Origin of the sequence: Pseudofrankia asymbiotica, from assembly GCF_001983105.1 — a bacterium.
Lineage (GTDB): Bacteria > Actinomycetota > Actinomycetes > Frankiales > Frankiaceae > Pseudofrankia > Pseudofrankia asymbiotica.
This window is the reverse complement of sequence record NZ_MOMC01000075.1, coordinates 1-24715: the sequence shown is the minus strand read 5'-3', so window position 1 is coordinate 24715 and position 24715 is coordinate 1. Positions and strand designations below refer to the sequence as shown.

At 72.9% G+C, this 24715-nt stretch carries 20 protein-coding genes; 14 read left to right on the top strand and 6 right to left on the bottom strand.

Annotated elements, in window-relative coordinates; translation table 11 throughout:
* Window positions 1–30: 30 nt before the first annotated feature.
* The 3 genes from BL253_RS31700 to BL253_RS31690 form a co-directional block, all read right to left on the bottom strand.
* Entirely contained in the window at window positions 31–306 is a 276-nt protein-coding gene (locus tag BL253_RS31700) for a hypothetical protein (protein ID WP_241835316.1), read from the bottom strand.
* Window positions 303–650, bottom strand: coding sequence for a DUF4286 family protein (locus BL253_RS31695; RefSeq protein WP_076820981.1), 348 nt, complete (start codon window positions 648–650; stop codon window positions 303–305). The genes BL253_RS31700 and BL253_RS31695 overlap by 4 nt, the downstream gene beginning before the upstream one ends.
* Before the next feature lie 137 nt (window positions 651–787).
* Entirely contained in the window at window positions 788–2266 is a 1479-nt protein-coding gene (locus BL253_RS31690; RefSeq protein WP_076820980.1) for an aldehyde dehydrogenase, read from the bottom strand.
* A gap of 333 nt (window positions 2267–2599) precedes the next feature.
* On the opposite strand from BL253_RS31690, the gene BL253_RS31685 reads away from it, so the two are divergent.
* Window positions 2600–5647: a branched-chain amino acid ABC transporter permease/ATP-binding protein gene (locus tag BL253_RS31685; protein ID WP_076820978.1), complete on the top strand. Its 3048-nt coding sequence runs from the start codon at window positions 2600–2602 to the stop codon at window positions 5645–5647.
* A 68-nt stretch (window positions 5648–5715) separates the two neighbouring features.
* Here the strand turns inward: BL253_RS31685 and BL253_RS31680 are convergent, their stop codons facing one another.
* Complete coding sequence (locus BL253_RS31680; protein ID WP_198946481.1) at window positions 5716–6426, bottom strand: TetR/AcrR family transcriptional regulator; 711 nt, start codon at window positions 6424–6426, stop codon at window positions 5716–5718.
* 224 nt (window positions 6427–6650) lie between these two features.
* On the opposite strand from BL253_RS31680, the gene BL253_RS31675 reads away from it, so the two are divergent.
* Both BL253_RS31675 and BL253_RS31670 read left to right on the top strand, forming a co-directional pair.
* Window positions 6651–7595: an SDR family NAD(P)-dependent oxidoreductase gene (locus BL253_RS31675; RefSeq protein WP_241835315.1), complete on the top strand. Its 945-nt coding sequence runs from the start codon at window positions 6651–6653 to the stop codon at window positions 7593–7595.
* 197 nt (window positions 7596–7792) lie between these two features.
* Complete coding sequence (locus BL253_RS31670; RefSeq protein WP_076820977.1) at window positions 7793–9223, top strand: aldehyde dehydrogenase family protein; 1431 nt, start codon at window positions 7793–7795, stop codon at window positions 9221–9223.
* Between the two features lie 38 nt (window positions 9224–9261).
* Here the strand turns inward: BL253_RS31670 and BL253_RS31665 are convergent, their stop codons facing one another.
* Window positions 9262–10113 carry a FadR/GntR family transcriptional regulator gene (locus BL253_RS31665; RefSeq protein WP_076820975.1) on the bottom strand — a complete coding sequence of 284 codons (852 nt, stop codon included), beginning with the start codon at window positions 10111–10113 and terminating at the stop codon, window positions 9262–9264.
* A gap of 66 nt (window positions 10114–10179) precedes the next feature.
* On the opposite strand from BL253_RS31665, the gene BL253_RS31660 reads away from it, so the two are divergent.
* The 8 genes from BL253_RS31660 to BL253_RS31625 all read left to right on the top strand — a co-directional run bounded on the left by BL253_RS31660 (window position 10180) and on the right by BL253_RS31625 (window position 19560).
* Window positions 10180–11427, top strand: coding sequence for an acyl-CoA dehydrogenase family protein (locus tag BL253_RS31660; protein WP_076820973.1), 1248 nt, complete (start codon window positions 10180–10182; stop codon window positions 11425–11427).
* Window positions 11424–12452, top strand: coding sequence for an acyl-CoA dehydrogenase family protein (locus BL253_RS31655; RefSeq protein ID WP_198946480.1), 1029 nt, complete (start codon window positions 11424–11426; stop codon window positions 12450–12452). Before BL253_RS31660 ends, BL253_RS31655 begins: the two co-directional genes overlap by 4 nt.
* Window positions 12449–13654, top strand: a complete 1206-nt coding sequence (locus tag BL253_RS31650) for an acyl-CoA dehydrogenase family protein (protein ID WP_076820972.1) — start codon at window positions 12449–12451, stop codon at window positions 13652–13654. Before BL253_RS31655 ends, BL253_RS31650 begins: the two co-directional genes overlap by 4 nt.
* A gap of 4 nt (window positions 13655–13658) precedes the next feature.
* Entirely contained in the window at window positions 13659–14921 is a 1263-nt protein-coding gene (locus BL253_RS31645; RefSeq protein ID WP_081438894.1) for an acyl-CoA dehydrogenase family protein, read from the top strand.
* A gap of 282 nt (window positions 14922–15203) precedes the next feature.
* Complete coding sequence (locus BL253_RS31640; RefSeq protein WP_076820971.1) at window positions 15204–16409, top strand: amidohydrolase family protein; 1206 nt, start codon at window positions 15204–15206, stop codon at window positions 16407–16409.
* Between the two features lie 156 nt (window positions 16410–16565).
* A complete protein-coding gene (locus tag BL253_RS31635; RefSeq protein ID WP_241835314.1) occupies window positions 16566–17750 on the top strand; it encodes an ABC transporter substrate-binding protein in 1185 nt (394 codons plus the stop codon).
* A 170-nt stretch (window positions 17751–17920) separates the two neighbouring features.
* Window positions 17921–19102, top strand: a complete 1182-nt coding sequence (locus tag BL253_RS31630; RefSeq protein WP_076820969.1) for an aromatic ring-hydroxylating oxygenase subunit alpha — start codon at window positions 17921–17923, stop codon at window positions 19100–19102.
* Complete coding sequence (locus BL253_RS31625; protein ID WP_081438893.1) at window positions 19099–19560, top strand: nuclear transport factor 2 family protein; 462 nt, start codon at window positions 19099–19101, stop codon at window positions 19558–19560. The genes BL253_RS31630 and BL253_RS31625 overlap by 4 nt, the downstream gene beginning before the upstream one ends.
* 86 nt (window positions 19561–19646) lie before the next feature.
* Here BL253_RS31625 and BL253_RS31620 read toward each other — a convergent pair whose 3' ends face one another.
* Window positions 19647–22316: a VIT domain-containing protein gene (locus BL253_RS31620; RefSeq protein ID WP_076820968.1), complete on the bottom strand. Its 2670-nt coding sequence runs from the start codon at window positions 22314–22316 to the stop codon at window positions 19647–19649.
* Window positions 22317–22472: 156 nt separating this feature from the next.
* On the opposite strand from BL253_RS31620, the gene BL253_RS31615 reads away from it, so the two are divergent.
* From BL253_RS31615 to BL253_RS31605, 3 genes are all read left to right on the top strand, one after another.
* Window positions 22473–23144, top strand: a complete 672-nt coding sequence (locus BL253_RS31615) for a helix-turn-helix domain-containing protein (protein WP_076820967.1) — start codon at window positions 22473–22475, stop codon at window positions 23142–23144.
* A 50-nt stretch (window positions 23145–23194) separates the two neighbouring features.
* Window positions 23195–24028, top strand: coding sequence for a class I SAM-dependent methyltransferase (locus BL253_RS31610; RefSeq protein ID WP_076821019.1), 834 nt, complete (start codon window positions 23195–23197; stop codon window positions 24026–24028).
* 278 nt (window positions 24029–24306) lie between these two features.
* The coding region (locus BL253_RS31605; RefSeq protein WP_338013761.1) for a DUF6444 domain-containing protein at window positions 24307–24715 on the top strand (409 nt) is incomplete at its 3' end.

Sequence of the window (24715 nt, the reverse complement as noted above, 5' to 3'; positions counted from 1 at the left end):
GGAAAGCACGGGGCGCGGCGTGCGGTGGTGTCAGTCGGTCTTGATCCAGACGGATTTCACGTTGAGGTAGGAGTCGAGCGCGTGCTCGCCCATCTCGCCCGTGGAGACGCCRGAGACGGCACGGTCCACGTCCGTCGCGTCGCCCTCGGCGAGCTCGGCGATCGCCTCGCCCGTCGACGGGTTGACGCTGGTGATCGTCCGACCGGAGGCCGGCTCGACCCATTCGCCGCCGATCAGCAGCTTCTTCGGGCCACCGCTCAGGAACGGAAACGCCAGCGCCTCCGGGCCCACCGGGGCGATCGTCACGCGGTGACCTCGGTGACCTCGGTGAGGAGGTCGTAGATGTAGGTGACGGGCGGCGGGTTCATCCCCAGCGCCGCACTCACCGCGCCCCTGTCGGGGCGGGTGCGCATGGCCTGCAGCGCGGCGTCGAGGTCGTCCGCCTCGATCTCGTAGATGGCGAGGTAACGGGGCGCGCCGTCGGCGGCCGGGCCGCGGCTCCCCTCCCGCAGCCGGAAACGGCGCGCGGCGACGAACCCCGGGGTGGTGAGGAGGTCGGGAAGATGGTCCTCGTCGTACCACCTGTTGAACTCGTCCTCGAGCTCCGGGCTCGCCGGGCTCGCCTGGACGAGCATGATCCCCTTCGCCATCCCGCTCTCCTCTCCGCCTGCTCCGCGCCGCCGCGGACCTTGTCTGTCCGTCCGCTCGCCCGGTCTCGTCACGCCGGGAGCGGTACTGCCCGAGCCCGGTGCGGCGGCGGCACGGAGCGCCGCCGCCGCACCCTCGGCTATGCGCCGGGGATGAGCGAGGGCGGGAGACCGATGCTGCGCTTCTCCAGGAAGCTTTCCAACCCCTCCGGGCCCAGCTCCCGGCCGATGCCCGACTGCTTGAAGCCGCCGAACGGCACCATCGGGAAGGGCGGGTAGCTGCCGTTGACCGCGACGCTGCCGGTGCGCAGCCGGCGGGCGACGCCGAGCGCCCGCGCCGGATCCCCACTCCAGACGCCGCCGGACAGGCCGTACTCCGAGTCGTTGGCGATCCGGACCGCGTCGTCGGCGCCGTCCGAGTCGTCGTAGGGGATGAAGCTCAGGACCGGCCCGAAGATCTCCTCGCGGGCGATCCGCATGTCGTTGTGGACGTCGCCGAGGATCGTCGGCGCGACGTACCAGCCCTTGGGCAGGTGCGCGGGCCGTCTGCCGCCGGCCACCGCCCGGGCTCCGTCGGCGATGGCGCCGGCGACCAGGCCCTCGACGCGGGTGCGCTGGCGCTCGGCGACCAGCGGGCCGACGATGACCGCCGGGTCGTGCGGGTCGCCGACCGGCTCGGCGTCGGCCGCCGCGCCCGCGATGGCGAGCGCCTCCTCGTAGCGGGACCGGGGCACCAGCACCCGGGTGTGCGCGCCGCAGACCTGGCCGGACAGGTGCATGCCGCCGTGGACGACGGCCGGGATGACCGTGGCGAGGTCGGCGTCGTCGAGCAGGATCGAGGCGGACTTGCCGCCGAGCTCCAGCGACACCCGTTTGATCTGGTCGCCGCACAGGCTCATGATCCGCTTGCCGGCGGCGGTCGAGCCGGTGAAGGCGATCTTGTCGGTGCCGGGGTGGGTGACGAGGTGCTCGCCGACCTCCCGGCCGCCCGGCACGAGGTTGACCAGGCCGGCGGGGACGCCGGCCGCCTCGAGCGCCTCGACGAAGACATAGGCCGACAGCGGCGACTCGGGCGCGGGCTTGAGCACCACCGGGCACCCGGCCGCGAGCGCCGGCGCGGTCTTCCACGCGGCCAGCGTGATCGGGGCGTTCCACGGGACGATCGCGCCGACGACACCGACCGGCTCGGAGGTCACCAGGCCGGCCCGGGGGCCGGCGGTGACGACCCGCTCGAACTCGTAGGACCGGATCAGCTCGGCGTAGTAGTCGAAGACGACGGCGACCAGGCCCGTCTGCGCGGCCTTCGACTGGCTCGCCGCGCAGCCCATCTCGTCGGTGGTGATGCGGGCGATGTCGTCCTCGCGCCTGCGCAGCTCGGCGGCGGCGCGGCTGAGCACGTCGGCGCGCTCGGCCGGGCTGGTGCGGGCCCAGGAGCCCTCGTCGACCGCGGCCCGGGCCGCGCCGACGGCACGGTCGATGTCGGCGGTCGTGGCCAGGGGGACCTCGCCCGCCACCTCCTCCGTGGACGGTGAGATCACCTGGAGCACCTCGGTGCTCGAGGGCTCCACCCAGGCGCCGTCGATGTAGAACGTGCGCCGGTACATCAGCGGGTCGCTCACGCCGCCTCCCAGGGGTCGTCAAGCCGAACGTAACACTACAGAGCGAGCGCTCGCTAGCTTGCGTCACAGGGGGTGACGGGCCGATTGTGGCCGGCTGCTACCTGGGTGGCGGCTCACCTGGGCATCTTTTTGTCCGGCTAACTATGTGAGGGCTCACTTGCCACCGTGTGTGATCGCGGTTACACTACACTCCGCGATCTTCGGCGTGAGCTGTGCCCGTCGTGGCCGGCCCTAGCCGCCCGTCGCCCGTCGGGGCTGGCGCGAGCCACCCCTCCCCGCCGTACGTCCCTGACCCTCCCTCCGGGGCGGGGGCGCAGCCGAGAGGAAAGCCCGTTGTCGCAGCTCTGGCAGTTCGCCCTGATCGGCTTAGCCGGCGGCGGCGCGTACGCGCTCGTCGCGCTCGGCGTGGTCGCGGTCTACCGGGGCTCGGGAATCCTGAACTTCGCCCAGGGTGCCATCGGCATGGTGGGCAGCTACATCTTCTGGGACCTGCACGCCGGCGGGGTGGGCAGCGGCGGGCTCTACTCGGGAACCAGCACCGAGGGCGGCGCGCACGCGTCCCTACCCGTGGCCCCGGCGATGGCCATCGGGGTGGCGTCCGGCGCCGTGCTGGGCCTGCTGTTCTACCTGGTCGTGGTGCGGCTGCTGCGCAACAGCCCGGACATGGCCAAGGTGGTCGCCACCCTCGGGCTGATGCTGCTGCTGCAGAGCGTCGTCGTGAAGCGCTACGGCACCGAGTCCCACCTGCTCCCGCCGCTGTTCGGGCACGGCAAGATCACCATCTTCGGCGGCGTGATCACGAACGACACGCTCGCCATCCTCATCGTCACGATCGCGATCGCCCTCGGCCTGTGGCTGATGTTCGGCAAGACCAAGCTCGGGATGAACGCCACCGCGCTGCGGGAGAACCCCGTCGCGGCGAGCGCCATCGGGATCTCGCCGCACCCGACGGGCCTGATCACCTGGGGCGTCGGCGGGGCGGTCGCCGCCTTCGCGGGCATCCTGCTCATCCCGGTCATCGGCCTCACCCCGGACGCGCTCACCCTGCTGGTCATCCCGGCCATGGCCGCGGCGCTCGTCGGCCGGTTCAACGCCGGGTGGATCACCGTCGTCGTCGGGCTCGCCCTCGGCGTCGCCGAGTCGGTGATGCGCCGTTACGACGTCAACCTCGGCATCACGTCCTCGCTCCCGTTCGCGGTGATCATCGTCGCGGTCATCCTCGGTGGCGCGGCTCTGCCAGGCCGAGGCGAGGCGCTGACCGGCAGGCTGCCGCGCGCCGGCACCGGCCGGTTCAAGCCGGTGACCGGGATCGCCTGGGCGCTCGTCGCCGTCGCCATCCCGGTGTTCGCCTCGCCGTCCTGGTCGACAGCGATGATCAACAGTACGTTGTTCGGCCTGCTGGCCCTGTCGATCGTCGTCGTCACCGGCTACGCCGGGCAGATCAGCGTGGCCTGCGCCGCGCTCGCCGGCTTCGGCGCGTTCATCGCCGCCCGGCTGAGCAATGACATCCAGCTGCCGTTCCTGCTGTGCCTGCTGTTCGGGACCGTGGCCGCCGTCGTCCTCGGTGTGGTGTTCGGCGCCCCGGCGGTGCGGGTGCGCGGCGTCAACCTGGCGATCGTCACGCTCGGGCTCTCGCTCGCGGTCGAGAACCTGGTGCTCACCCAGCCGTCGATGACCGGCGGCCTCGACGGCCTGACGGTGCACAACCCGTCGCTGTTCGGCCTGGACCTCAGCCCGTCCGCGCACCCGGAGCGGTTCGCGCTCGTGTGCCTCGCCGCCTTCGTGCTGGCCTCGGTCGCGGTCCTCAACCTGCGCCGCGGCGAGGCCGGGCGGCGCTTCCTCGCGGTGCGGGCGAACGAGCGGGGAGCGGCGTCCGTCGGCGTGTCGGTGCCGGGAGCGAAGCTCGGCGCGTTCGCCATCTCGTCGGGGATCGCCGGTCTCGCCGGGGCGCTCTCGGCGTTCCAGTTCCGGATCGCGGACTTCACCAGCTACGGGGTGTTCCGGTCGATCTCGGCGCTGGCGTTCACCGTCGTCGGCGGCGTCGGGTACGTCGCCGGAGCGGTCTTCTCCGCGTCCGCGGCCGCGGGCGGTGTCGTGGCCAACGCCGTGTCCGACTGGCTGTCCGTCGGCTCCATCGATGAATGGCTGCCGATCGTGACGGGCCTGGTCGTCCTCGACGCCATGGTCCGCTCGCCCAGCGGCATCATCCCGGCGCAGGCCGCGATCAAGGACGGCCTGGTCCGCCTCGTCCTGCGCCTCGCCGGCCGCCGCCCGGCCGGGTCCGCGGAGCTGACGGGGCCGGCCGCGGCGGGAGCCACCACCGCCAACGGGACCGGCACGAGCGACGCGGCCAGCGGGGCCGGCGTGGCCAGCGGGGTCGGCGTGGCCAGCGGGGCCGGCGTGGCCAGTGGGGTCGGCTCCGCGGCGGCCGACGGGACGGCGGCGAATGGCGGCGCGGCGGCCGACGGCGGCGCGGCGCCGCGGACACTGACGTTCCAGCCGAGCTGCCCGGTCCCGGCGGGGGAGACCGTCCTCGTCGCGCGCGACATCGAGGTGCGCTACGGCAACACGGTCGCCGTCGGCGGGGTGTCGTTCGAGCTGACCGCCGGACGGGTCGTGGGCGTGATCGGGCCGAACGGCGCCGGCAAGACCAGCCTCATCGACGCCCTCACCGGCTTCGCGAGGACCGCGGCTGGCTCCGTCGAACTGCTCGGCCGCGACGTCACGGCGCTGCGCGCTCCCACCCGGGCCCGCCTCGGCCTCGGGCGGACGTTCCAGAACCTGGAGCTGTTCGACGACCTGAGCGTCCGGGAGAACATCCTGACCGCGCTCGACGGCCGCGGCGCGCTCGCCTATGTCCGCGATCTCGCCTACCCGCGCCGCGGCAGCCTGTCCGAGACCGCCGCGGCCGCGGTGACGATGCTCGGCCTGGACGACGTGCTCGACACCGTGGTCGCCGACCTGCCGCAGGGCCGGCGCCGGATGGTGGCGATCGCCCGGCTGGTGGCCCAGCGCCCGGCCGCGGTGCTGCTCGACGAGCCGGCGGCCGGCCTGGGGGGCGCGGAGCGGCGCACCGCGGGCGCGCTGTTCCGCCGGCTCGCGGCCGAGTCCGGCGCGGCGGTGCTGCTGGTCGAGCACAACATCGACGTGGTCGCCTCGACCTGTGACCACGTGATCGTGCTCGACTTCGGCAAGGTCATCGCCTCTGGCCGGCCCGACGAGGTGCTGCGTGACCCAAGGGTGCGCGCCGCCTACCTGGGCCAGCTGAGCTCCGAGGCCGCGGACGCCGCGCCCGAGTCCGTCACGTCCGAGTCCGTCGCCGTCGCGCCCGCGGCAGCCGCTCCTGTCGCGCCGGAGCCTGTCGCGGCCGAGGGCGTCTGACCCTCCTGACGGGGGCCGGCCCGCCGGCCCCCGTCAGCCCCGCCGCGCGCCGGATGGTTACCGGATGGTCAACGGCGGCGGCGGGTGGGTTCGAGGGTGGGGAAGAAGCCCTTGACGGTGCTCTCGGTGACGAGGCTGATCGCGCGATCGCGGTTGAAGAGGTCGTTGTGCCGGCTCTCCAGGGCCAGCACCAGGGCGATGCCCATGACGGCGCGGGCGGAGATGTCCGGGGACTCGAACTCGAAGCCGTAGCGGTCCTCGACCTCGCGCCAGGCCTCGGCCAGTCGGTCCATGGCGACGGTGAAGTGCTTGCGGTAGAAGCGGCGCGCCACCTTCGGGTCGCCGAAGAGCACCAGGCCCAGCAGCGGCAGGATCTCCTCGAGCGTGGCGATGAGCTGGCGGTACAGGCCGTTGAGGGTTTCGACCTGGCGCTCGGGCGTCAGCGGCTCGTCGAGATCGACGACCTCGGTGGCGGCCACCAGTTCGTCGATCGCTTGGCGCAGCGGTTCGAAGACGGCCTCGTAGAAGAGCTGGTCCTTGCTCTCGAAATGGCGGTAAATCACGCCTTCGCTGATGCCACCGCGTTCAGCGATCTGCTTGATGGTGGTGCCGTTCATATCGCCGGTCTCGACGAACGCCTGCCTGGCAGCCTTCAGAATGGAGCTCTTGCGCGCCTCGGCGGTCAGCCGCCGCGGCCGCGTCCTGACCTCGGGCTCCGTCCCGGCATCCGGAGCGTGGCCGGACTCCGAGACAGTCTGCTCCGCCGTCGAGTCGGCCATTGGTCCTCCCGGTACGGCGCGGCAGCGCCAGGTGAATGAACGTACGCTATCTTACCCGGTCCGATCATGATGCTCGTGTTAATGGTGCCTCAAGGTCGTGTCCCTGATCTCGACGTCGACGTCGGCGACTTGACACACGGATAGCGTCGATCTTAGGTTGATTAGGAAATGAGGGCTTACTTACTCTGTGATCGCAGGTCGCGGCGTCCGGCGGGAGCGAAGCCATGCGCGACGCCGTGATCCGCGACGGTGACCACGCGCTGGTGGCGGGGAGATCCTCGTCGACCACGACCAGCTCATTGATGCCCGCCCCGGCCAGCTCGTCACAGCGGGCTGATCCGCCGGTGCCCGACGACGAGCCGACCCAGCCCGGAGGAACGGTGCCAGAGACAACGCCGCTCGGAGAGACACTGCCGGGAGAGGGCTTCCGGCTCGACGGCAGGGTGGCGGTGGTGACAGGCGCCTCCTCGGGGCTCGGCGCCGCCGTCGCGAGGTCGCTGGCGGCCGCCGGCGCGCGCGTCGCGATCGTCGCCCGCCGGGAGGACCGGCTCGCGGCGCTCGCGAAGGAGATCGACGGGCTCGCCGTCGGCGCCGACCTGCTCGACGCGGCCCAGGTCGACGCCGTCGTCCCGCGGGTGGCCGCCCAGCTGGGCGGCCCGGAGATCCTCGTCAACGCGGCGGGCAACATCTTCTCCCGCGACCGGGCGGAGGACGAGTCGGCGCAGAACATCCTGAGCACGCTCGTGCTCAACCTGGTCGCGCCGTTCCGGCTCAGTCAGGCCGCCTTCGGGCACATGAAGGCGGCGGGGCGCGGGGCGATCGTGCACGTGTCGTCGGTCAGCGGCCTTGTCGGCATCCCGAGCATCCCGCAGGCGTCCTACGCGGCCAGCAAGGCGGGTCTCTCCGGCCTCACGGTGGAGCTCGCGGTGCAGTGGGCGCGGCACCGGATCCGGGTGAACACCGTCGCCCCCGGCTTCTTCCGCAGCGAGATCACCGACGACCTCTATGACACCGAGCGCGGCCAGAACTGGCTGCGGCGCAACACGCCGCTGCCGGACGACGCGAGCCCCGAGGACATCGTCGGCGCGGTGCTGTGGCTGGTCAGCGACGCCGCCCGCTACGTCACCGGCCAGACGATCGCCGTCGACGGCGGCTGGACCGCGCGCTAGGAAAACAGCGCCGGAGCCGCCGAACTCCGGACCCGGCAGGCCAGGAAAACCCCGCTGGGCATTCTCGCGGTCACGCTGACGTATTGCGTCTCCGTGGCTGGGCGGGTTTGGATGGAGAAGGCTCGGAGAGCCGGTCCGTCCTGCTGGGAGGTTCAGCCCCGAGCCGTCCTGATGGCCAGCGAGGATCGGACGACGGCATGCGCGAGTACCGGAAGTTCTACATTGGCGGCGAGTGGGCCGACCCGRCCGGCACGGAGACCTTCGAGGTCGTGAACCCGGCCACCGAGGAGGTCGCCGGCACGGTGGCACTCGGCTCGGCCGCGGATGTGGACCGCGCCGTGGCGGCCGCCCGCGACGCGTTCACCACCTGGTCGACGACCAGCCGTGAGGAGCGCCTGGAGTTACTCCGGCGCGTTCTGGGCGAATACCAGACGCGCATGCCCGACCTGGCCGCGGCACTCACCGAGGAGATGGGCGCGCCGGCCGCGCTCGCGGGCGGTTTCCAGGTGGGCCTCGGCATCGGGCACCTGGCGAAGGCGATAGAGCTGCTCGAGACCTTCGTCTTCGAGGAGGAGCGCGGCGGCCTGCTGCTGGTGCGGGAGCCGATCGGCGTCTGCGGCCTGATCACGCCGTGGAACTGGCCGCTGAACCAGATCGCGGTGAAGGTCTTCCCGGCGCTCGCGACCGGCTGCGCGATGGTGCTTAAGCCCTCGGAGCGGTCGCCGTTCACGGGGCAGATCTTCGCCGAGATCCTGGACGCCGCTGGCGTTCCCGCCGGGGTGTTCAACCTGATTCAGGGTGACGGTCCCAGCGTGGGTGTGCCGCTGTCCGCCCACCCGGGCGTCGACATGGTCTCCTTCACCGGCTCGACGCGCGCGGGCATCGAGATCGCCCGCAACGCCGCCCCGACCGTCAAGCGGGTCGCCCAGGAGCTCGGCGGCAAGGGCCCGAACATCATCCTCGACGACGAGGCGTTCGCCGCGAACGTGGCCAAGGGCGTCGCGAGCATGATGGGCAACTCGGGCCAGACCTGCAGCGCCCCGTCGCGCATGCTGGTGCCCAGCGAGCGGATGGCCGAGGCCATCGAGGCCGCGCGGGCCGCCGCGGCGCAGGTCACGGTCGGCGACCCGAACACCGAGGTCACCATCGGCCCGGTCGTCTCCGCCAGCCAGTTCGAGAAGATCCAGGCGCTCCTCCAGAAGGGCGTCGACGAGGGCGCGACGCTGGTCGCCGGCGGCCCCGGCCGTCCCGACGGGCTGACCAGAGGCTTCTACGTCCGGCCGACCGTCTTCGCGGACGTCAAGAACGACATGACGATCGCCCGGGAGGAGATCTTCGGGCCCGTGCTGACGATCATCGGCTATGACGGTGTCGACCACGCGGTCGAGATCGCCAACGACACCGAGTACGGCCTCGCCGGCTACGTCGCGGGCGTCGACCTGGCGGCCTGCCGCGCGGTCGCCCGGCGCATCCGCGCGGGCATGGTGACCATCAACGACGGGTTCGACTTCGCCTGCCCGTTCGGCGGCTACAAGAAGAGCGGCAACGGCCGCGAGTGGGGCGAGTTCGGCTTCCACGAGTACCTGGAGACCAAGGGCATCCTCGGCTACACCCCCGCCGCCTCCTGACCGAGCGGAGGCCGCCGGGCCGGCGCGGGTCTCCAGCCTCAGACGCGGCTGGAGACCCGTGCGCCGCCGGCCGGGCCGACGGCCTGCCAGGACCGCGTCGACGCGGCGTGTATGTCACTGCCGAAACGGTCGACGAGCAGCGCCTGTGACGCGGCCAGATGCGCGCGGGAGATGCGTTCGGCCTCGGCCGGCCGGCCACTCTCGATCTCGGCGAGGATGCGCCGGTGCGTGCGCACGACGGTCTGGGCGTCCTCCTGGGCGGGATACTCGCCGCGGCTCGTCAGCAGCTCGGCCCAGCGGACCTCCTGCGCCGACCACAGGGCGACCAGGCTGCTGACGACGAGGCGGACGGTCGCGTTCGGGGTGAACGCGACGATGAGCTCGTGGAACTCCCGCGCCGTCTCGGTGAAGGCGACGCCGGAGTCGACGAGCCCGCTCCCGGCGAGCCCGTTCCCGACCAGCTCGGCGGAGCGCTCCACGTTGGCGCGCAGCGCCGGCACGACCTGCGCGGCGCGGTCGTCGCGGCGGGCGCACTCGGCGGCGCACAGCGGCTCCAGCAGCTGCAGGCCGCCGGCGAGGTCGCCGAGCGTGACCCGCCCGGCCTGCAGGACCAGGCCCAGGTGGTAGGCGGCGGACGACGGGTCCGGGCGGTGGACCTCCGCGCCGCCGACGTTGCCGCGCCGGACGGTGACGAGCCCCTCGGTCTCCAGGATCCGGATCGCCTCCCGCACCGACGGGTAGCTCACCCCGAACTCCTCCACGAGCTGCTCCTGTGTGGGCAGCCGGTAGCCGTCGCCGTCGGCGCCGGCCAGGATGCGGTCGCGCAGCGTCGCGGCGATGGCCTCCGCGACGCGAAGCTGGGGGATGGCCCTGCGGCGGCTCGTCGGCACCCGTCAATCCTACTATCCTTATAAGTATTGACCGTACTGGCGGGCCCGCACTACGGTCTGGCGACTATGGAGTACGACCTGGGACCGGAGGCGGCCGCGTTACGCGGGCGGCTGCGCGCACTGGTTCGCGAGCACGTGCCCGCCGACTACCTCGGCGCGTTCACCGCCGACCCGGCCGACCTCGCCATCGCGCAGGACTTCTGCCGGCTGCTCGCCGACGAGGGCCTGCTGTGCATGGCCTGGCCGGAGGAGTTCGGCGGCCGCGGCGCGTCGCTGTGGGAGCAGACCGTCGTGCGCGAGGAGATGTGGGCGCGCCACGAGCCGCGCGGCGCCCAGTACATGGGCGTCAACTGGGTCGGGCCGACGATCATGCGCCACGGCACGCCCGAGCAGCGCGCCCAGCACCTGCCGCCGATCGCGCGCGGCGAGGTGATCTGGTGCCAGGGCTTCAGCGAGCCGGGCTCGGGCTCCGACCTGGCCTCGCTGCGCACCGCCGCCCGGCCCGACCCGGACGGCGACGATGCCGGCGGCCGCGCCTGGCGGATCCACGGCCAGAAGATCTGGACCTCGTACGCGTCGATGGCGCAGTGGTGCTTCCTGCTCGCCCGCACCTCGTCGAGCGGGCGCAGGCAGCAGGGTCTGACGATCTTCCTGGTGCCGATGGACTCGCCCGGCATCGAGGTCCGTCCGATCGCCTGCATGATGGGCCCGCACCACCTCAACGAGGTGTTCCTCGACGGCGTGCGGGTCACCGAGGCCGACGTGCTCGGCGAGGTCGACGGCGGCTGGGCCGTCGTCCAGGAGGTGCTCGCCTTCGAACGGGTCGGCATCGCCCGCTACGCCCGCGTCGAGCGGCTGCTCCAGGAGGCGCCGGCCGCGCTCGGGGACGCCTGGGACGAGCTGCCGGCGGAGCTGCGCGGCCGGTGGGCCCGGATGCTGACGCACGCCCGGCGCGCCCGGCTGCTCGCCTACCGGGTGGTCTCCCGGCAGGGCACCGGCCAGGTCAGCCCGGTCGACTCGGCGGCCTACCGGATCGCGGTGACCAGGCTCGACCAGGACGGTGCCGAGGTGCTGACGGAGATCGCGATGGCGGCCGAGCCGGACGGCGAGGCCGGGGCTCACGTCGACTCTGTCGATCCGAGACGCTGGCGCCGGGCCGTCGAGGACCACGCGCGTTACGCGGTGGCGTCGACGGTCGCCTCCGGCAGCATCGAGATGCAGCGGATCCTGCTGTCCCGCGCGCTGGTGGCCGCCTCCGGCGCGCCGTCGTCCGCGCAGCCGGGGACCGCCGCCCGGGCGGGAGCGGCCTCATGACCGCGGCCGCCGTGGACGCCGTGACCGGGCTCGCCGCCGGTGGCGGCGTGGTGCTGGACCTGTCGGACGAGGCCGCCGAGTTCGGCCGGACGGCCCAGCGCGCGCTGGAGACCGCCGGCGGCGACGAGCTGGCCCAGGCCGCCGAGCGGGAGCCCGCGCGGCGGGCCGAGCTGGTCGCCCCGGTTCTCGACGAGCTGGGCGCCTGGGACCTCGACCCGCGCGGGAGCGCCGACGAGCTGGAGGCCGCCGCGGCGCTGTGCCGGGCCGCCGGCTGGTGGGCGGCGCCGTACCCGGTGGCGCAGCGGCTGGCACGGCCGGCGGGCGGCGACGCCGACGCGCTGTTCGTGGTCGCGCCCGCGGCGCCGGCCGCGCCGGTCGGCGGGCTCGACCTGCGGCTCGCCGCCGTCACGCTCGACGGGCGGCGGTACGCGGCGACGGCCCGGGAGTCCGACGTGCCCGCGCGCAGGTCGGCGTTCGTTGTCGGCCTCGACCTCGCGCCGCTCGCCGGCGCGGCGGCCGACGCGGACGCGGCCGGCGGGCAGGCCGACGCCGCGCTCGGGCTCGTCCTCGGCTGCTGGACGCTGCTCGGGCTGCTGGACCGGGCGATGACGCTGACCCGGACGTACATCCTGGAGCGGGAGCAGTTCGGGCAGCCGCTCGCGCGTTTTCAGGGCGTGCAGTTCCAGCTCACCGACGCCGAGGTCGAGCGGGCCGGCGTCGCCGAACTCGCCGGCTACGCGCTGTGGAGCATCGAGTCCGGGCAGGCCGAGGCGCTCGATGACGCGTTGGCGCTGCGGCTGGCCGCCGTCGAGGCGGCCGAGACGGTCTTCCGGATCACCCACCAGCTGCACGGCGCGATGGGGTTCTGCGACGAGACGACGCTGTCGTGGCTGTCGCGCTACAGCCAGCCGCTGCGCCGGCTGCCGTTGGGTCGTTCGGCCACCCAGGACGCGCTCGCGAGCCGCCTGGGCCGGCGCGGCCTGGCCGGCATCTTCGGCCCGAACGCCATGGCGGCCACGAAATGAGCGTGCCGCGGGGCGACCTGGCCGAGCTGCGGGCCACGGTTCGCGGCTGGTGCCGGGCGCACGTGCCGGCCGACTGGCGCCGGGCGCAGACCGGCGTCGGCGGCGACGAGTTCGTCGCCTTCCAGCAGGCCTGGTTCCAGGAGCTGCGCCGCGCCGGCTATGCCGTGCCGCACTGGCCGGCCGAGTGGGGCGGCGGCATGTCGGCGGCCGAGCAGATGGTGCTCTACCAGGAGCTGGCCGCGGCCGACGCGCCCCGGCTGGTGCTCGCGTTCGTCTCGATCCACCACGCGGCGGCGACGCTGCTGACCGCGGGGACCGACGAGCAGCGCCGCCGGCATCTGCCGGGGATCCTCGACGGCGAGATCTGGGTCCAGGGCTTCTCCGAGCCGGAGGCGGGCTCGGACCTGGCGAGCCTGCGCACCACCGCCCGCCGGGACAGGCGCGCGGGCGGCGACGTCTTCGTCGTCAACGGCCAGAAGCTGTGGGCGAGCGGCGCGGCGCACGCGGACTGGTGCCTGCTGCTCGCGCGCTCCGACCCCGCCGCCCCGAAGCGGCGCGGCATCTCCTACCTCCTGATGGACATGCGCTCGCCGGGCCTGGACGTGCGGCCGATCCGCAACGCGCTGGGAGACTCGCACTTCTGCGAGATCTTCCTGAACGACGTCGAGATCCCGGCGGAGAACCTCGTCGGGCCGGAGAACGCCGGCTGGCAGGTGGCGCAGGCGACGCTCTCCGCCGAGCGCGGGATGACGATGCTGGAGCTCGCCGAGCGGCTCGGCAACGTGGGGCTGCGCTCGCTCGTCGACACCTGCCGGCGGCCGGACGTGACCGGGCGGCGGCCGATCGACGACACGCTGGTCGCCGACCGGCTGGCCGGGTTCGACACCGAGATCGCCGGGCTGCGGGCGCTGTGCCGCGATCTGGTCGAGCGTCACGACGCCGGCACCGTCGGACCGGCCGACGCCTCGGTCGTCAAGGTCTACTACAGCGAGCTGCTGCAGCGGATGACGGGTTTCGGGGCCGAGATCGCGGGGCTCGGGGCCCTGGCGGAGCTCGCGAAGCCCGCGTCCAGCGGCTGGGAGTCGGGCAGGTGGCTGCTCGACTTCATCGGCTCGTGGGAGTGGACGATCCCCGGCGGTACGAACGAGATCCAGCGCACGATCATCGGGGAACGGGGCCTCGGCCTGCCCAGGGAGCCGTGACTATATGAACGCTCATTCATCTGAGCTGGCCGTCGCCACGCCGGCGGGCGGGCCGGGAGCCCACCCAGGCACCCACCCGGGCGCCGGCGATGGAGCCGACGAGGAGCTGCGGGCCGAGCTGCGGGCGGTCGCCCGCGACCTGCTGGCGACCGCCGCCGGCAAGGACGGCGGGGACGACGCCCAGGTCGACTGGGCGCTGCTCGCCGAGGCCGGCTGGCTCGGGCTGGAGGTGCCGGACGGGCTCGACGGCGCCGGCGTCACCGTCGCCGAGACCGCCGTCGTCTGCGAGGAGCTGGGCCGGGCCGCGGCGCGGGCACCGTACCTGGGGACGACCGTGCTGGGCGCGGGCGCGCTGCTGGCGCTGGAGACGACCGACGGCCGGGACGAGCTGCTGCGGGCGCTCGCCACCGGCGCGCCGCGGCTCGCGGTCGCGCTTCCCACCGGCGACGCGCCGCTGGGCGCGGCCGGTGTGCCGGGCACGGTCCCGTTCCGGCTGGCCGGGTCGGGCGCCGCGGCGCGGCTCACCGGGCGCGCGGAGTTCGTGCCCGACGCGGCCGAGGCCGAGACGCTTCTGCTGCTGGCGCTGGACGAGGGCGGCGAACCCGTCGTCGTGCGGGCCGTCCCCGGCCAGCCGGGACTGGAAGTGACGGCCACGCCGGTGCTCGACGTGAGCCGGAGCGTGGGCGCGGTGGCGGCCGTCGGCGCGCCGGTCGAGGCGGGGTCGGTGTGGCGGTTCCGGGGCGACGGGCGGGCCGGCGGGCGGCTGCTGCTCGCGCGGGGCGCGCTCGCCGTCGCGTGCGACAGCCTCGGCGCCGCCGAGGCGATGCTCGCGGCCACCGTCGGGTACGCGAGCGTCCGCCATCAGTTCGGCCGGCCGATCGGCTCGTTCCAGGCGGTCAAGCATGGCTGCGCCGACATGCTGGTCTCGGTCTCCGTCGGTCGTGGCCTGGTCACCGAGGCCACCCGCGCGCTGGCCGCCGCGAGCTCCGCCCATGCCGCCGGCGGTGCCGGCGGCATCGAGGAGGCCGCCGTGATCGCCGTCGAGGTCGCGGTGTCGCGGGCCAAGTCGTACATGTGCGCGGCGGCCGTCGACGTCGCGGGCAAGGCGATGCAGCTGCACGGCGGCATCGGCTACACCTGGGAGAGCGGTGTGCACCGGTATCTCAAGCGCGCCGCCCTCTCCCGCGCGCTGTTCGGCTCACCCGCCGCCCACCGTGCCCGCCTCGCCCGCCGTCTCGACGCCGACGCGGCAGGGAGGGCTCGATGAGACTCACAGTGCGGTCGGGATGGTGCGCCGAAATGGCTGGCTGGCCATCGCCAGGTCATTCGGTCTGGATCTGGCGTCCCAGCCTTCGGCTAGCTAGAATGTGAGCGTTCGCTCTCTTGAGAGTGGATCCGCGCGCGTTCGCACCTGTGCAAGGCCTGCGAKGCCGTGGTTCCGCGGGTCCGCAAGTCCGTGACTCTGTCAGCCCGTAACCCTGTCCGACCTTTCGCCCAGCCGACGGTGTCCCCGTGATGCCCGGCCGGGCGGTCCCCCGCTGGAGGCCCTGTGTCGTTCAACTGGTTCGTCTCGGTCGACGACCACCTCATCGAGCCGGCCCGGCTGTGGCAGGAGCGGCTGYCCGAGCGCTGGCGGGACACCGGGCCGCGCATCGTCCGGGACGGCGCCTCGGAGTTCTGGGTCTACGAGGACCGCCAGATCGTCACCACGGGTCTGAACGCCGTCGCGGGCAAGACGCGCGAGGAGTTCTCGCCCGAGCCGATCACCTACGAGGACATGCGGCTCGGCTGCTACGACCCGACCGCCCGCGTCGCGGACATGGACCAGGGCCACGTGCTCTCGTCGATCCTGTTCCCGAGCTTCCCGCGTTACTGCGGCCAGGTGTTCCACGAGGCCAAGGACAAGGAGCTCGGCCTGCTCTGCGTCCAGGCCTGGAACGACTTCATCCTGGAGGAGTTCGCCGGTGACTTCCCCGGCCGCTTCATCCCGATGATGATCATTCCGCTGTGGGACCCGGCGGCGGCCGCGGCCGAGATCGAGCGGACGGCGGCGCGCGGCGGCAAGTCGATCGCCTTCTCGGAGAACCCGACGAAGCTCGGCCTGCCGTCGATCCACACCGACTACTGGGACCCGGTGTTCCAGGCCTGCAACGACACGAACTACGTCATCTCGATGCACGTCGGCTCGTCGTCCAACCTGATCCGTACCTCGGCGGACATGCCGACGCTCGCGTTCATGGCCTACTCGGCCGCGGCGAACCAGGCCGGCACGTTGCTCGACTGGCTTTTCAGCGGCATCTTCCCGAAGTTCCCGAACCTGAAGATCGCCCTTTCCGAGGGCTCGATCGGCTGGATTCCGTACTTCCTGGAGCGGGCCGAGCAGGTCATCGACAAGCAGCGTTTCTGGGCGTCACGCTTCGACATCGACATGAACACCTCCCACGAACGGGGCGAGGAGAAGGGCGCGGCGTCCTTCGACCTGGACACCGACATCCGCAGGCTGTTCCGTGACCACGTCTTCGGCACCTTCATCGAGGACCAGGCCGGCCTCCGGCTGCTGGACATCATCGGCGAGGACAACGTGATGCTCGAGTGCGACTACCCGCACTCGGACTCCACCTGGCCGGACACCATCTCGATGGCCAACAAGTGGCTCGGCCACCTGTCCGAGGACGTCCAGCACAAGATCACGGTCGGGAACGCGGCCCGCGTCTACAACTTCACCCCCGCCGACCCGGCGACCATCTCCTCCTGACGTTCGCCCCGGTCGCTAGCCCTGGCCGGCCGGTCCTTCCCGACCGGCCGGCCCTGTTTTGTCGCGCTCAACGATACGGAGAAGAAAATGCCAAGGACCAGGCCGCGTTCGGCCGGACGACCAGCGGCGCGCTTACCCCGCAAGCAGTTAGCGGCGGTGTTGTTAGGCGTGACGCTCGCCGTCGCGGCCTGCGGCGGCGGCTCGTCGGACTCGGACAAGCCCGACGCGGGCGGCGCCACAGCGCCCAAGCCCACCGGCGCCCCGATCAAGCTGGGGCTCATGACCGGCATCCAGACCGACGCGGTGTCCCAGCCGTGGGTCGCGCAGGCCGCGAAGATCGCGGCCGCGGCGGTCAACGCGGATGGTGGGATCCTCGGCCGGCCGGTCGAGATCGACGTCTGTGACGACCACAGCACGCCGCAGGGCGCCTCGGTCTGCGCCCAGAAGCTGCTGGTCGAGGACAAGGTCCTCATGATGTCCGGCGACGACGGCACGCAGGAGCCGAGCCTGCTCCCGACGCTGGACACGGCCAACACGATCTCCTGGGCCAGCCTCGGCGCCGCGTCGCCGTCCCTGCAGAACCCGCGCGTCTACGTCCTGGAGCCGGTTCTCGTCGGTTACCGGATTCTCCCGCAGATGCTGCCGGCGAGCAGCAAGCACGTCGCCTATGTCTCGGCCGACTCGGCCGTCGCGCAGTCGTCCGCGAAGGTCTCCGCCAGCTACTATCCGCCGTCGGTCACGGTCGACCAGGTCAAGCTGGGCCTCACGGCGACCGACTTCCAGCCGACCTGCCTGCAGATCAAGCAGAGCGGCGCGGACACCGCGGTCGCCGCGATCAACCCGCGCCAACTCGCGCCGCTGATCCAGACCTGCAACCAGATCGGCCTGACCAAGCTGATGTGGGCGCTGCCGAGCATCGTGCTCACGCCGCAGGTCGTCGAGACCGTCACGAACCTCAAGCAGCCGAACCTGGTGGTGCTCGCCTTCGGTGAGGGTGCCATCGGCGCGTTCAACGACGACGTCGCCAAGTACGCGAAGCAGGTCGGCGGGATCACCAACACCATCGGTGACTCGGCGATCAACGCCTGGCTCAGCGTCAAGCTGCTCGCGGACATCATCCCCAAGGTCGGCGTCGTCGACGCGGTGAAGATCAGGGAGTACCTGGACAAGCAGACCGCGCTCGACACGCAGGGCGCGACCGCGCCGATCGACTTCACCTCCCCGGGCGTCACGGGCATCCCGCGGGTGAAGAACCAGTCGGCGTCACAGGGTGAGATCAAGGACGGCAAGCTCGTCGTCACCGTCGAGAAGCCGTTCATCGTGGGTAAGCCGCAGCAGTAGCCGCACGCTCCGACGCGACGCGACGCGACGCGACGCGCCGGGCCGGGCCGCCGGGACATCGCGTCCGGCGGCGCGGCCCGGCACCGCGGTATGACGGGCCCGTCCGGGCCCAGCCCGGGCCCGGACAGGGCGGCGGACGGTCGGGGCGAACCGAACAGGAAGGACTGGCGGTGGACAGGGAAGCGYTCGAACGCAGCCTCGCGCGTCGGTTGCTCGACCACATCGACAACCGCACGACGGACATGGCCGACGCGGTCATGGAACTGCCGACCGACATCTACTCGGCCGAGCGGCAGGCTGAGGAGATCGAGGCACTGTTCCTCGACCAGCCTCTCGTGCTCTGTCTTTCGGGCGCGCTACCGGAACCGGAGACCTACCGGACGGTCGACCTGCTCGGTACCCCGGTGCTGCTGACCAGGGACGGCGACGGCCAGGTGCACGCGTTCCTCAACGCCTGCCGCCACCGCGGGGTGCGGCTCGTCGACGGCGCCGGCGAGGCCATCCGGCTGACCTGCCCGTTCCACGCCTGGACGTACGGCCTCGACGGGAAGCTCGGCCGCATGCCGGTGCCCGACGGCTTCACCGGGCTGGACAAGAGCCGCAAGGGCCTCGTCCCGCTCGAAGTGACCGAGGGTTACGGACTCATCGTCGGCCGACTGCGGCCCGGACCGCCGATCGACATCGACGAGTACCTCGGCCCGGAACTGGCCGGTGAGCTGGCCCTGCTCGACTTCGCCGACTGGCGGCCCCACAGCGAGCCGCACGTGCACAAGGTGGCCGGCAACTGGAAGGTCACCCTGGACACCTTCCGGGAGAACTACCACTTCAACTACCTGCACAAGACGACGCTCGCCACCTACGCCGTCGGCGGGGTGCTGACGTTCGACCCGTTCGGCCCGCACCTGCGCAACAGCTCGGCGCTGAAGTCGCTCGTCGAGCTGCGCGAGCGCCCCGAGGCCGACTGGGGCGACGTCGGCGGCCACTTCAGCTACCAGTACGCGCTGTTCCCCAACGTCAGCCTCACCTTCGACGCCCGGCACGTCGAGCTGTGGCAGATCCTCCCGGTCGACGAGCGCAGCTCCGAGGTCGTGCACACCTCCTACCTGCGTCCCGGCCTGACGGACGAGGAGCGGTCGAAGGCCGTCGACATGGCGCCGTGGATCTGCGAGACCGTCGTCGACGGCGAGGACTTCTGGGTGGCCGGCCGCACCGAGCCGGGCGTGCGCCTCGGACTGATCGACACGGTCGTCTTCGGCCGCAACGAGCCAGCCCCGCAGCACCTGCACCGCGGGTTCGAGGCGGCACTCGAGGCCTACCGCGCCCGCCGCGCCGCCGCCGCGGGGTCGGCATGACCGACCCCGCGGCGACGCCGCTTCCGTCGGTCCAGCCGGAACGCCTCGATGTGTCCGAGGCGGACGCGGCCACCGTGGTGACCGAGATGGCACGCCGCTTCCAGTCCGGCGATGTCCAGGGCGCGTCCGCGCTGATGTACCCGGAGATCCGGGTCCAGCAGCCGGAATCGCTGCCGCACGGCGGTTGGCACGAGGGCTCGGCCGGGATGGCGGCGATGAACGCCGAGGCGAGCCGTCACTGGGACCGGGCGATCGTCAACCCGATGGTCTTCGGTGACGCCACCCGCGCGGTCCAGCTCACCACCCAGACCTGGACCGCAAAGGCGACCGGCCGCTCCGCGACGGTGGACGTCGTCGAGATCTTCACCGTCGTCGGCGGCACCATCCGCGAGATCCGCGTCTTCCAGCAGGACACCCATCTGCTGCTGTCCCTRCTCGCGGAGGACCAGGCTCAATAGCATGATCACCGCGACCGCGTCGCCGTGGTCGTGATTCGACCGAATTCACGACGACGGCAACACGTCCGCGGTGATCGACGAGTCGTTCATCGCTTCCAGAAGGGTTGGCGTGACCTGCGCGCGGGGGCGTCGGCCTCGGGGCCGGCCTCGGGGAGCCGTTCGGCGCGCCCGTCGCGGATGGCCTCCAGGACGGCGAGTGCGCGCTCCCAGAGCCGGGTGACCTCCGCTTCACCCGAGGGCGCGGTGGCGAGCTGGTCGCGGAGCTTCTCCAGCGCCACGCACGCCGCCTCGGGCTCGCCGTCCCGCCGCCACGCCGGTAGCGCCGCGCGGATGCGACCGGCGAGTGCGGCGAGCGCGGCGGCGCGCGTCTCGGTGGAGTGCCCGGACCCGGCGCGCAGCGCCGCCAGCTCGGTGGCCGCGAGCTCGGCGAGCGTGGCGACGCGCGGGCCTTTGGCTTTCGCCCGGCCGCGGGTCCTGCCGGGAGCCGGCGGCGCGGCCGGCTGCTGGGCCGGGGCCGGCCCGGCCCAGGGGCCGGTCTTCAGGAAGTCGGGCACATCCAGGTCATCCCAGCCCCGCGAGCCGCCGGGTCCCGCCCAGACGGGCGCGGGCTGGTAGGGCGCGGGGGCGACGGGCGGCGGTGCCATCGGCGGGGGCATCGTGACCGGCGGTGACGCGGGCGCGGCGAAGCTGGCGAGACGAGCGCCGCCGGCGAGCGGCAGGGCGGGTCCCCCTCTCGCCCTCTCCTCCTCGTGGTCCCAGCCACTCGGTAGATCGACCGGCTGCGTCACGCGGCGTGGTGCTCCGCCCTCGTTGACGACGCGGTGGTCGACGGCGACGAAGGCGGTGAAGCGGGACAGGACGCCGAAGCGCAGCGACGTCTCGACGACGCGCCTCTCCAGCTCCTCGTTTCCGCGCCGCCCGCCCCGGCCGACCACGTACTGGTCCTCCAGGTCGCGGATGCGCGCCCGCGCCCACAGGGCCGGGAGAGCCGGGTTGCCACTCGCCGTCGCGCCGACCGCCGTTCGCCATGGGGAGCCCGCGTCGCCGGAGGTCTGCCCGACGACGGTGACGGTTCCCGCGGGCGGGCCGGTGAACCGGCCGGTGATGACGACGGGGGCGCCGGCGAACAGGTCGGGCAGCGGCGTCGGGGTCAGCGAGTCGGCGTCGACGGCCAGGTCCGCCGGCCCCGCCGGGAGCAGCCGCAGGCCGGTGACGACGGGTGCGTCGATGCGGTGGTGGATGTTGCGCATCGCGTCGTCCAGCCGGTCCTCGGACTCGACCAGCTCGCAGCGGCCGGCCGGGCCGGACAGCCGGCGCAGGAACGACTCGTTCACCGCCCGGTCGATGCCGACGGTGTGGACCCGCGCCCCGGCGAGGCCGGTGGCGAGCTCGCGCAGCAGCTGGTCCTCGTTGCCGACCTGGCCGTCGGTGACCAGCACGATGACCCGGTCCCGCTCGGGCGTCTCGGCGCGCGGGCCGAGCAGGTCGGCCGCCTGCCGCAGGGGCTCCAGCATGTCCGTCCCGCCCCGGGCCTCCAGGGTGGCGAGGAACTCGACGGCCCGGAACCGGGCGCGGTCGCTGGCCGGCGCGAGCCCTCGGGGGAGGGCGGGCGGGGTCTCGACCTGGTGGTCGAAGGCGAGGACCGCGAAGCGGTCGCCGCCGCGGAGGGTGTCGACGATCCGGCCGGCGGCGCGCCGCGCCGCGATCATCTTCCAGCCGCCCATCGAGCCGGACCGGTCGAGGACGACCACCACATCCCGGTCCCGGGCTCGCGTGGTGCCAGCCGGCGGCAGAATCGTGAGCGCGAACGTCCCGCCGGCGGTCTGACCGGCCGCGGCCGTCTCGCCGCCGTCGGCCGCCACACCGTCCGCGGTCGGCTCGTCGGGCCGCACCGACAGTGCGGTGCTGACCGCCTCGTCCGCGTCGAACGTGAGGCGTAGCAGGAAGTCCCGGTCGGCCCGGTCGCCCGGTTCCAGCCGGACGCGCAGACCGTCCGTGCGCCGCTCGGTGATGACCGAGTGCAGGCTGGCGTCGACGGCGGCCAGCCGCAGGCCGGCCGGGTCGACGTCGACGGCCACCGACAGGCGCACCGGGTTCGGGAAGCCCGGCAGCAGCACCGGCGGGCTGATGCGGGACGCGTCCGGCACGGCGTCGGTGTCGGCCGCGACCCCGTCGCCGACCTGCCCGCCGGTGAGCGGGGCGCCGGGGATGTAGCGGGGCGCGACGACCAGGGGGAAGCGGAAGGTCGCCGCGCCGTCCTCGTAGGGCAGCTCGCCGGCCAGCGTCAGGCGGACGGTGACGCGCTCGCCGGGCAGGATGTTGCCGACCCGCATGGTGAAGACGCCGGGGCGCTCCTCCTCGGCGATCGACGCGCGCTTGCCCTGAGAGATCGCGGTGTCGTAGTCCGCGCGCGCCTCACCGCGTTCCTTGAGCTCGGCCTCGACCACCCGGCCGTCCGCCTCCATCCGCAGCGCGGTGACGGCGGCGCGTGGCGGCAGCGGGAAGATGTAGGTGGCCTCGAGCGGCTCGTCGTACGGGTTGTGAAAGCCCTGGCTGAGGGTGATGGACGACGCGAGGCCGGTGACGGCGGCCTGGACGTCGACCGCGTCGAGCGGCAGGTTGCCGCGTCCGGTCCGCAGGCAGCCGAGGCCGTCCTCCTCGTTGTCCCGGCGAGGCGCGTCCGCCTGGGCCGGCGGCTCCGGCTCGACCAGGTCGACCATGCCGACGGTGCTGATCCGTTCGAGGTCGGTGCTCACCGTTCCCCTTCCTCCGCCGCCTGTCCCCGCCCGCTCGATCCGACGAGCGGCGTTCCCGGCGCGCCTCACCATCTTGACAGTGTCACGATGACACTGTCAAGATGATGCCATGAGGTCGCGCTGGGATGTCGATCAGGGACGCCGCGGTCCGGGATCATGACCGCGGACCCTGACGCCGAGGTCGCGGCGGAGTACGCGGACGCCGGCCCGTGGACGCTCGCGGAGCTCCCCGGCCGGGTGGCGGCACTGCTCGCGGGCAACTACGAGGGGCAGAGCAGCGGCCGCGTCGGTGAGCTGCCGAGCGAGCGGACCGTCCGCTGGTACGCCACGATCGGCCTGGTCGACCGGCCGGTCGCCACCCGTGGCCGCGTCGCCCTCTACGGCCCCCGCCACGTGCTCCAGCTCGCCGCGATCAAGAAGCTTCAGTCCGAGGGGCGATCGCTCGCCGAGATCCAGCAGCGACTGCTCGGCGCGTCGGACCGTCAGCTCGCCGAGCTGGTCGGCGCGCCGCGTCCCGTCCCCATGCCGGTAGCCGTCCCGCCCGCGGCGGCGCCCGCCGAGTTCTGGAAGCGCGACGCGGGTCGGCGCCCGGTGGCGCGGCCGCCCGCGTCGCCCGGCGCCGGGGCTGACCGCGAGGACCCGGGCGCGGTGACCGCCGTGCCAGCGATCCGGTTGGGTGACTCTGTCACGCTCGTCCTTGACGCCGCCTTCCGGACGCCGGACGCCGACGATCTCGCCGCCATCGCGGCGGCCGCGGTCCCCCTGCTCGACCTGCTCGCCCGCCTCGGCCTGACATCTCACGGCCACGTTGACCTCAAGCCGACTTGAGCCGGAACGATACGGTCTCGGTGACATGCGGCCAGAGGATGGAGACGGCCATGGAAGTCGCGCCTGGGGGCAATGACGTGCAGGAGGCGCTCTGGAGCGCCGCCGCGCGCGGCTGGACCGCGGTGCAGGACCTGGTCGACGAGATGTACCGGCCGTTCGAGGCGCTGCTCGAGGAGGCGGTGGTTCCCGGTTCGAGCGTGCTCGATGTCGGCTGCGGTACGGGCGCGACGACCCTCGCCGCCGCGAGGCGCGCGGGCCCGGCGGGACGCTGCGTGGGCATCGACATCTCGGAGCCGATGCTCGCGGCCGCCCGGGCAAGGATCGACCGGGAGAGCGTGTCGGCCACCTTCCTACGCGCCGACGCCGCGACCCATGCTTTCGAACCGGGCGGCTTCGACCTGCTCGTCTCCCGCTTCGGCGTCATGTTCTTCGACGACTTCCCCGCGGCATTCGCGAACCTGCGGCGGGCGGGGACGGACGCCGCGGAACTCCGGTTCATCACCTGGCGAAGCCTCGACGAGAATCCGTTCCAGACGACGGCCGAGCGCGCGGCGGCGTCGCTCCTGCCGCACCTGGCGCCTCGCGACCCGGACGCGCCCGGCCAGTTCGCTCTCGCTCGGGAGGACCGGGTCCGCGGCATCCTCGCGGAGAGTGGCTGGACCGGCGTCGACATTCAGCCGGTCGACGTGGAATGCGTCCTGCCGGAGACGGAGCTGGTTCGCTATCTCACGCAGCTCGGCCCCGTCGGCCGGGCCCTTCAGGGAGTCGACGAGCGGACCCGCGCGCAGGTCGTCGAGACGGTCCGCCCCGCCTTCGACCCCTACCAGCGGGGTACGGAGATCCGGTACACCGCCGCGTGCTGGCTGGTCGGCGCCCACGCATAGGCGGGCATCGTCCAAGGAAGGCGAAAATACACTCGGGTCGATCCCCGTACTTTTTTTGGCAGAACTCCTCCGCCGCTGCGCGAACCTTCGGAATCGCGAGAGTGCTGGCCGGGTCGTGGAACAGCGGATAGCAGGGTCCGGCACGGCGCGTGGATCGAACCCGGGTAAACATTCAGGTGCTTTGTTGATGTTGCTTTGGGTCGCTGGCTTCGGAGCCAGGCGCTGATGTTGGTGGTCGCGTGGCGTGCCAGGTCTGGTGCGTGTGGTGAGGTAGGGGCATGGCGCCGGTCGAGGAGATGCCCCCTGAGGGCCTCCTCGCGGTGGTGCGCGCCCAGGCGGAGCTGATCGCGGAGTTGCGGGCGACGGTCGCCGAGCAGGCCCGGCAGATCGCGGAGCTGACGGCGAAGGTCGCTGACCTGGAGCGGAAGGCGTCGCGGAACTCGCGGAACTCGTCGTTATCGCCGTCCAGCGACGGCGCGATCCCGGGTCGGAAGCCGCCCGAGCCGCCGGCGGGCGGTGGCGGGGCGGGGAAGAAGAAACGCGGCAAGCAGCCGGGCGCGGACGGGTTGACGCTGGCCTGGCGGGAGGACCCAGACCGGGTGGAGGGGCACTTCCCGACTGGGGCGTGTGTCTGCGGGGCCGGGTTGGACGCGGCGACGCCGGCCGGGGTCGCCCGCTCGCACCAGT

Excerpts from the sequence above, each read along its gene's own strand:
- BL253_RS31695 (WP_076820981.1), bottom strand. The coding sequence starts at position 650 with ATGGCGAAGGGGATCATGCTCGTCCAGGCGAGCCCGGCGAGCCCGGAG.
- BL253_RS31680 (WP_198946481.1), bottom strand. The coding sequence starts at position 6,426 with ATGGCCGACTCGACGGCGGAGCAGACTGTCTCGGAGTCCGGCCACGCT.
- BL253_RS31660 (WP_076820973.1), top strand. The coding sequence starts at position 10,180 with ATGGAGTACGACCTGGGACCGGAGGCGGCCGCGTTACGCGGGCGGCTG.
- BL253_RS31655 (WP_198946480.1), top strand. The coding sequence starts at position 11,424 with ATGACCGCGGCCGCCGTGGACGCCGTGACCGGGCTCGCCGCCGGTGGC.
- BL253_RS31615 (WP_076820967.1), top strand. The coding sequence starts at position 22,473 with ATGACCGCGGACCCTGACGCCGAGGTCGCGGCGGAGTACGCGGACGCC.
- BL253_RS31675 (WP_241835315.1), top strand. The coding sequence starts at position 6,651 with ATGCGCGACGCCGTGATCCGCGACGGTGACCACGCGCTGGTGGCGGGG.
- BL253_RS31645 (WP_081438894.1), top strand. The coding sequence starts at position 13,659 with ATGAACGCTCATTCATCTGAGCTGGCCGTCGCCACGCCGGCGGGCGGG.
- BL253_RS31610 (WP_076821019.1), top strand. The coding sequence starts at position 23,195 with ATGGAAGTCGCGCCTGGGGGCAATGACGTGCAGGAGGCGCTCTGGAGC.
- BL253_RS31650 (WP_076820972.1), top strand. The coding sequence starts at position 12,449 with ATGAGCGTGCCGCGGGGCGACCTGGCCGAGCTGCGGGCCACGGTTCGC.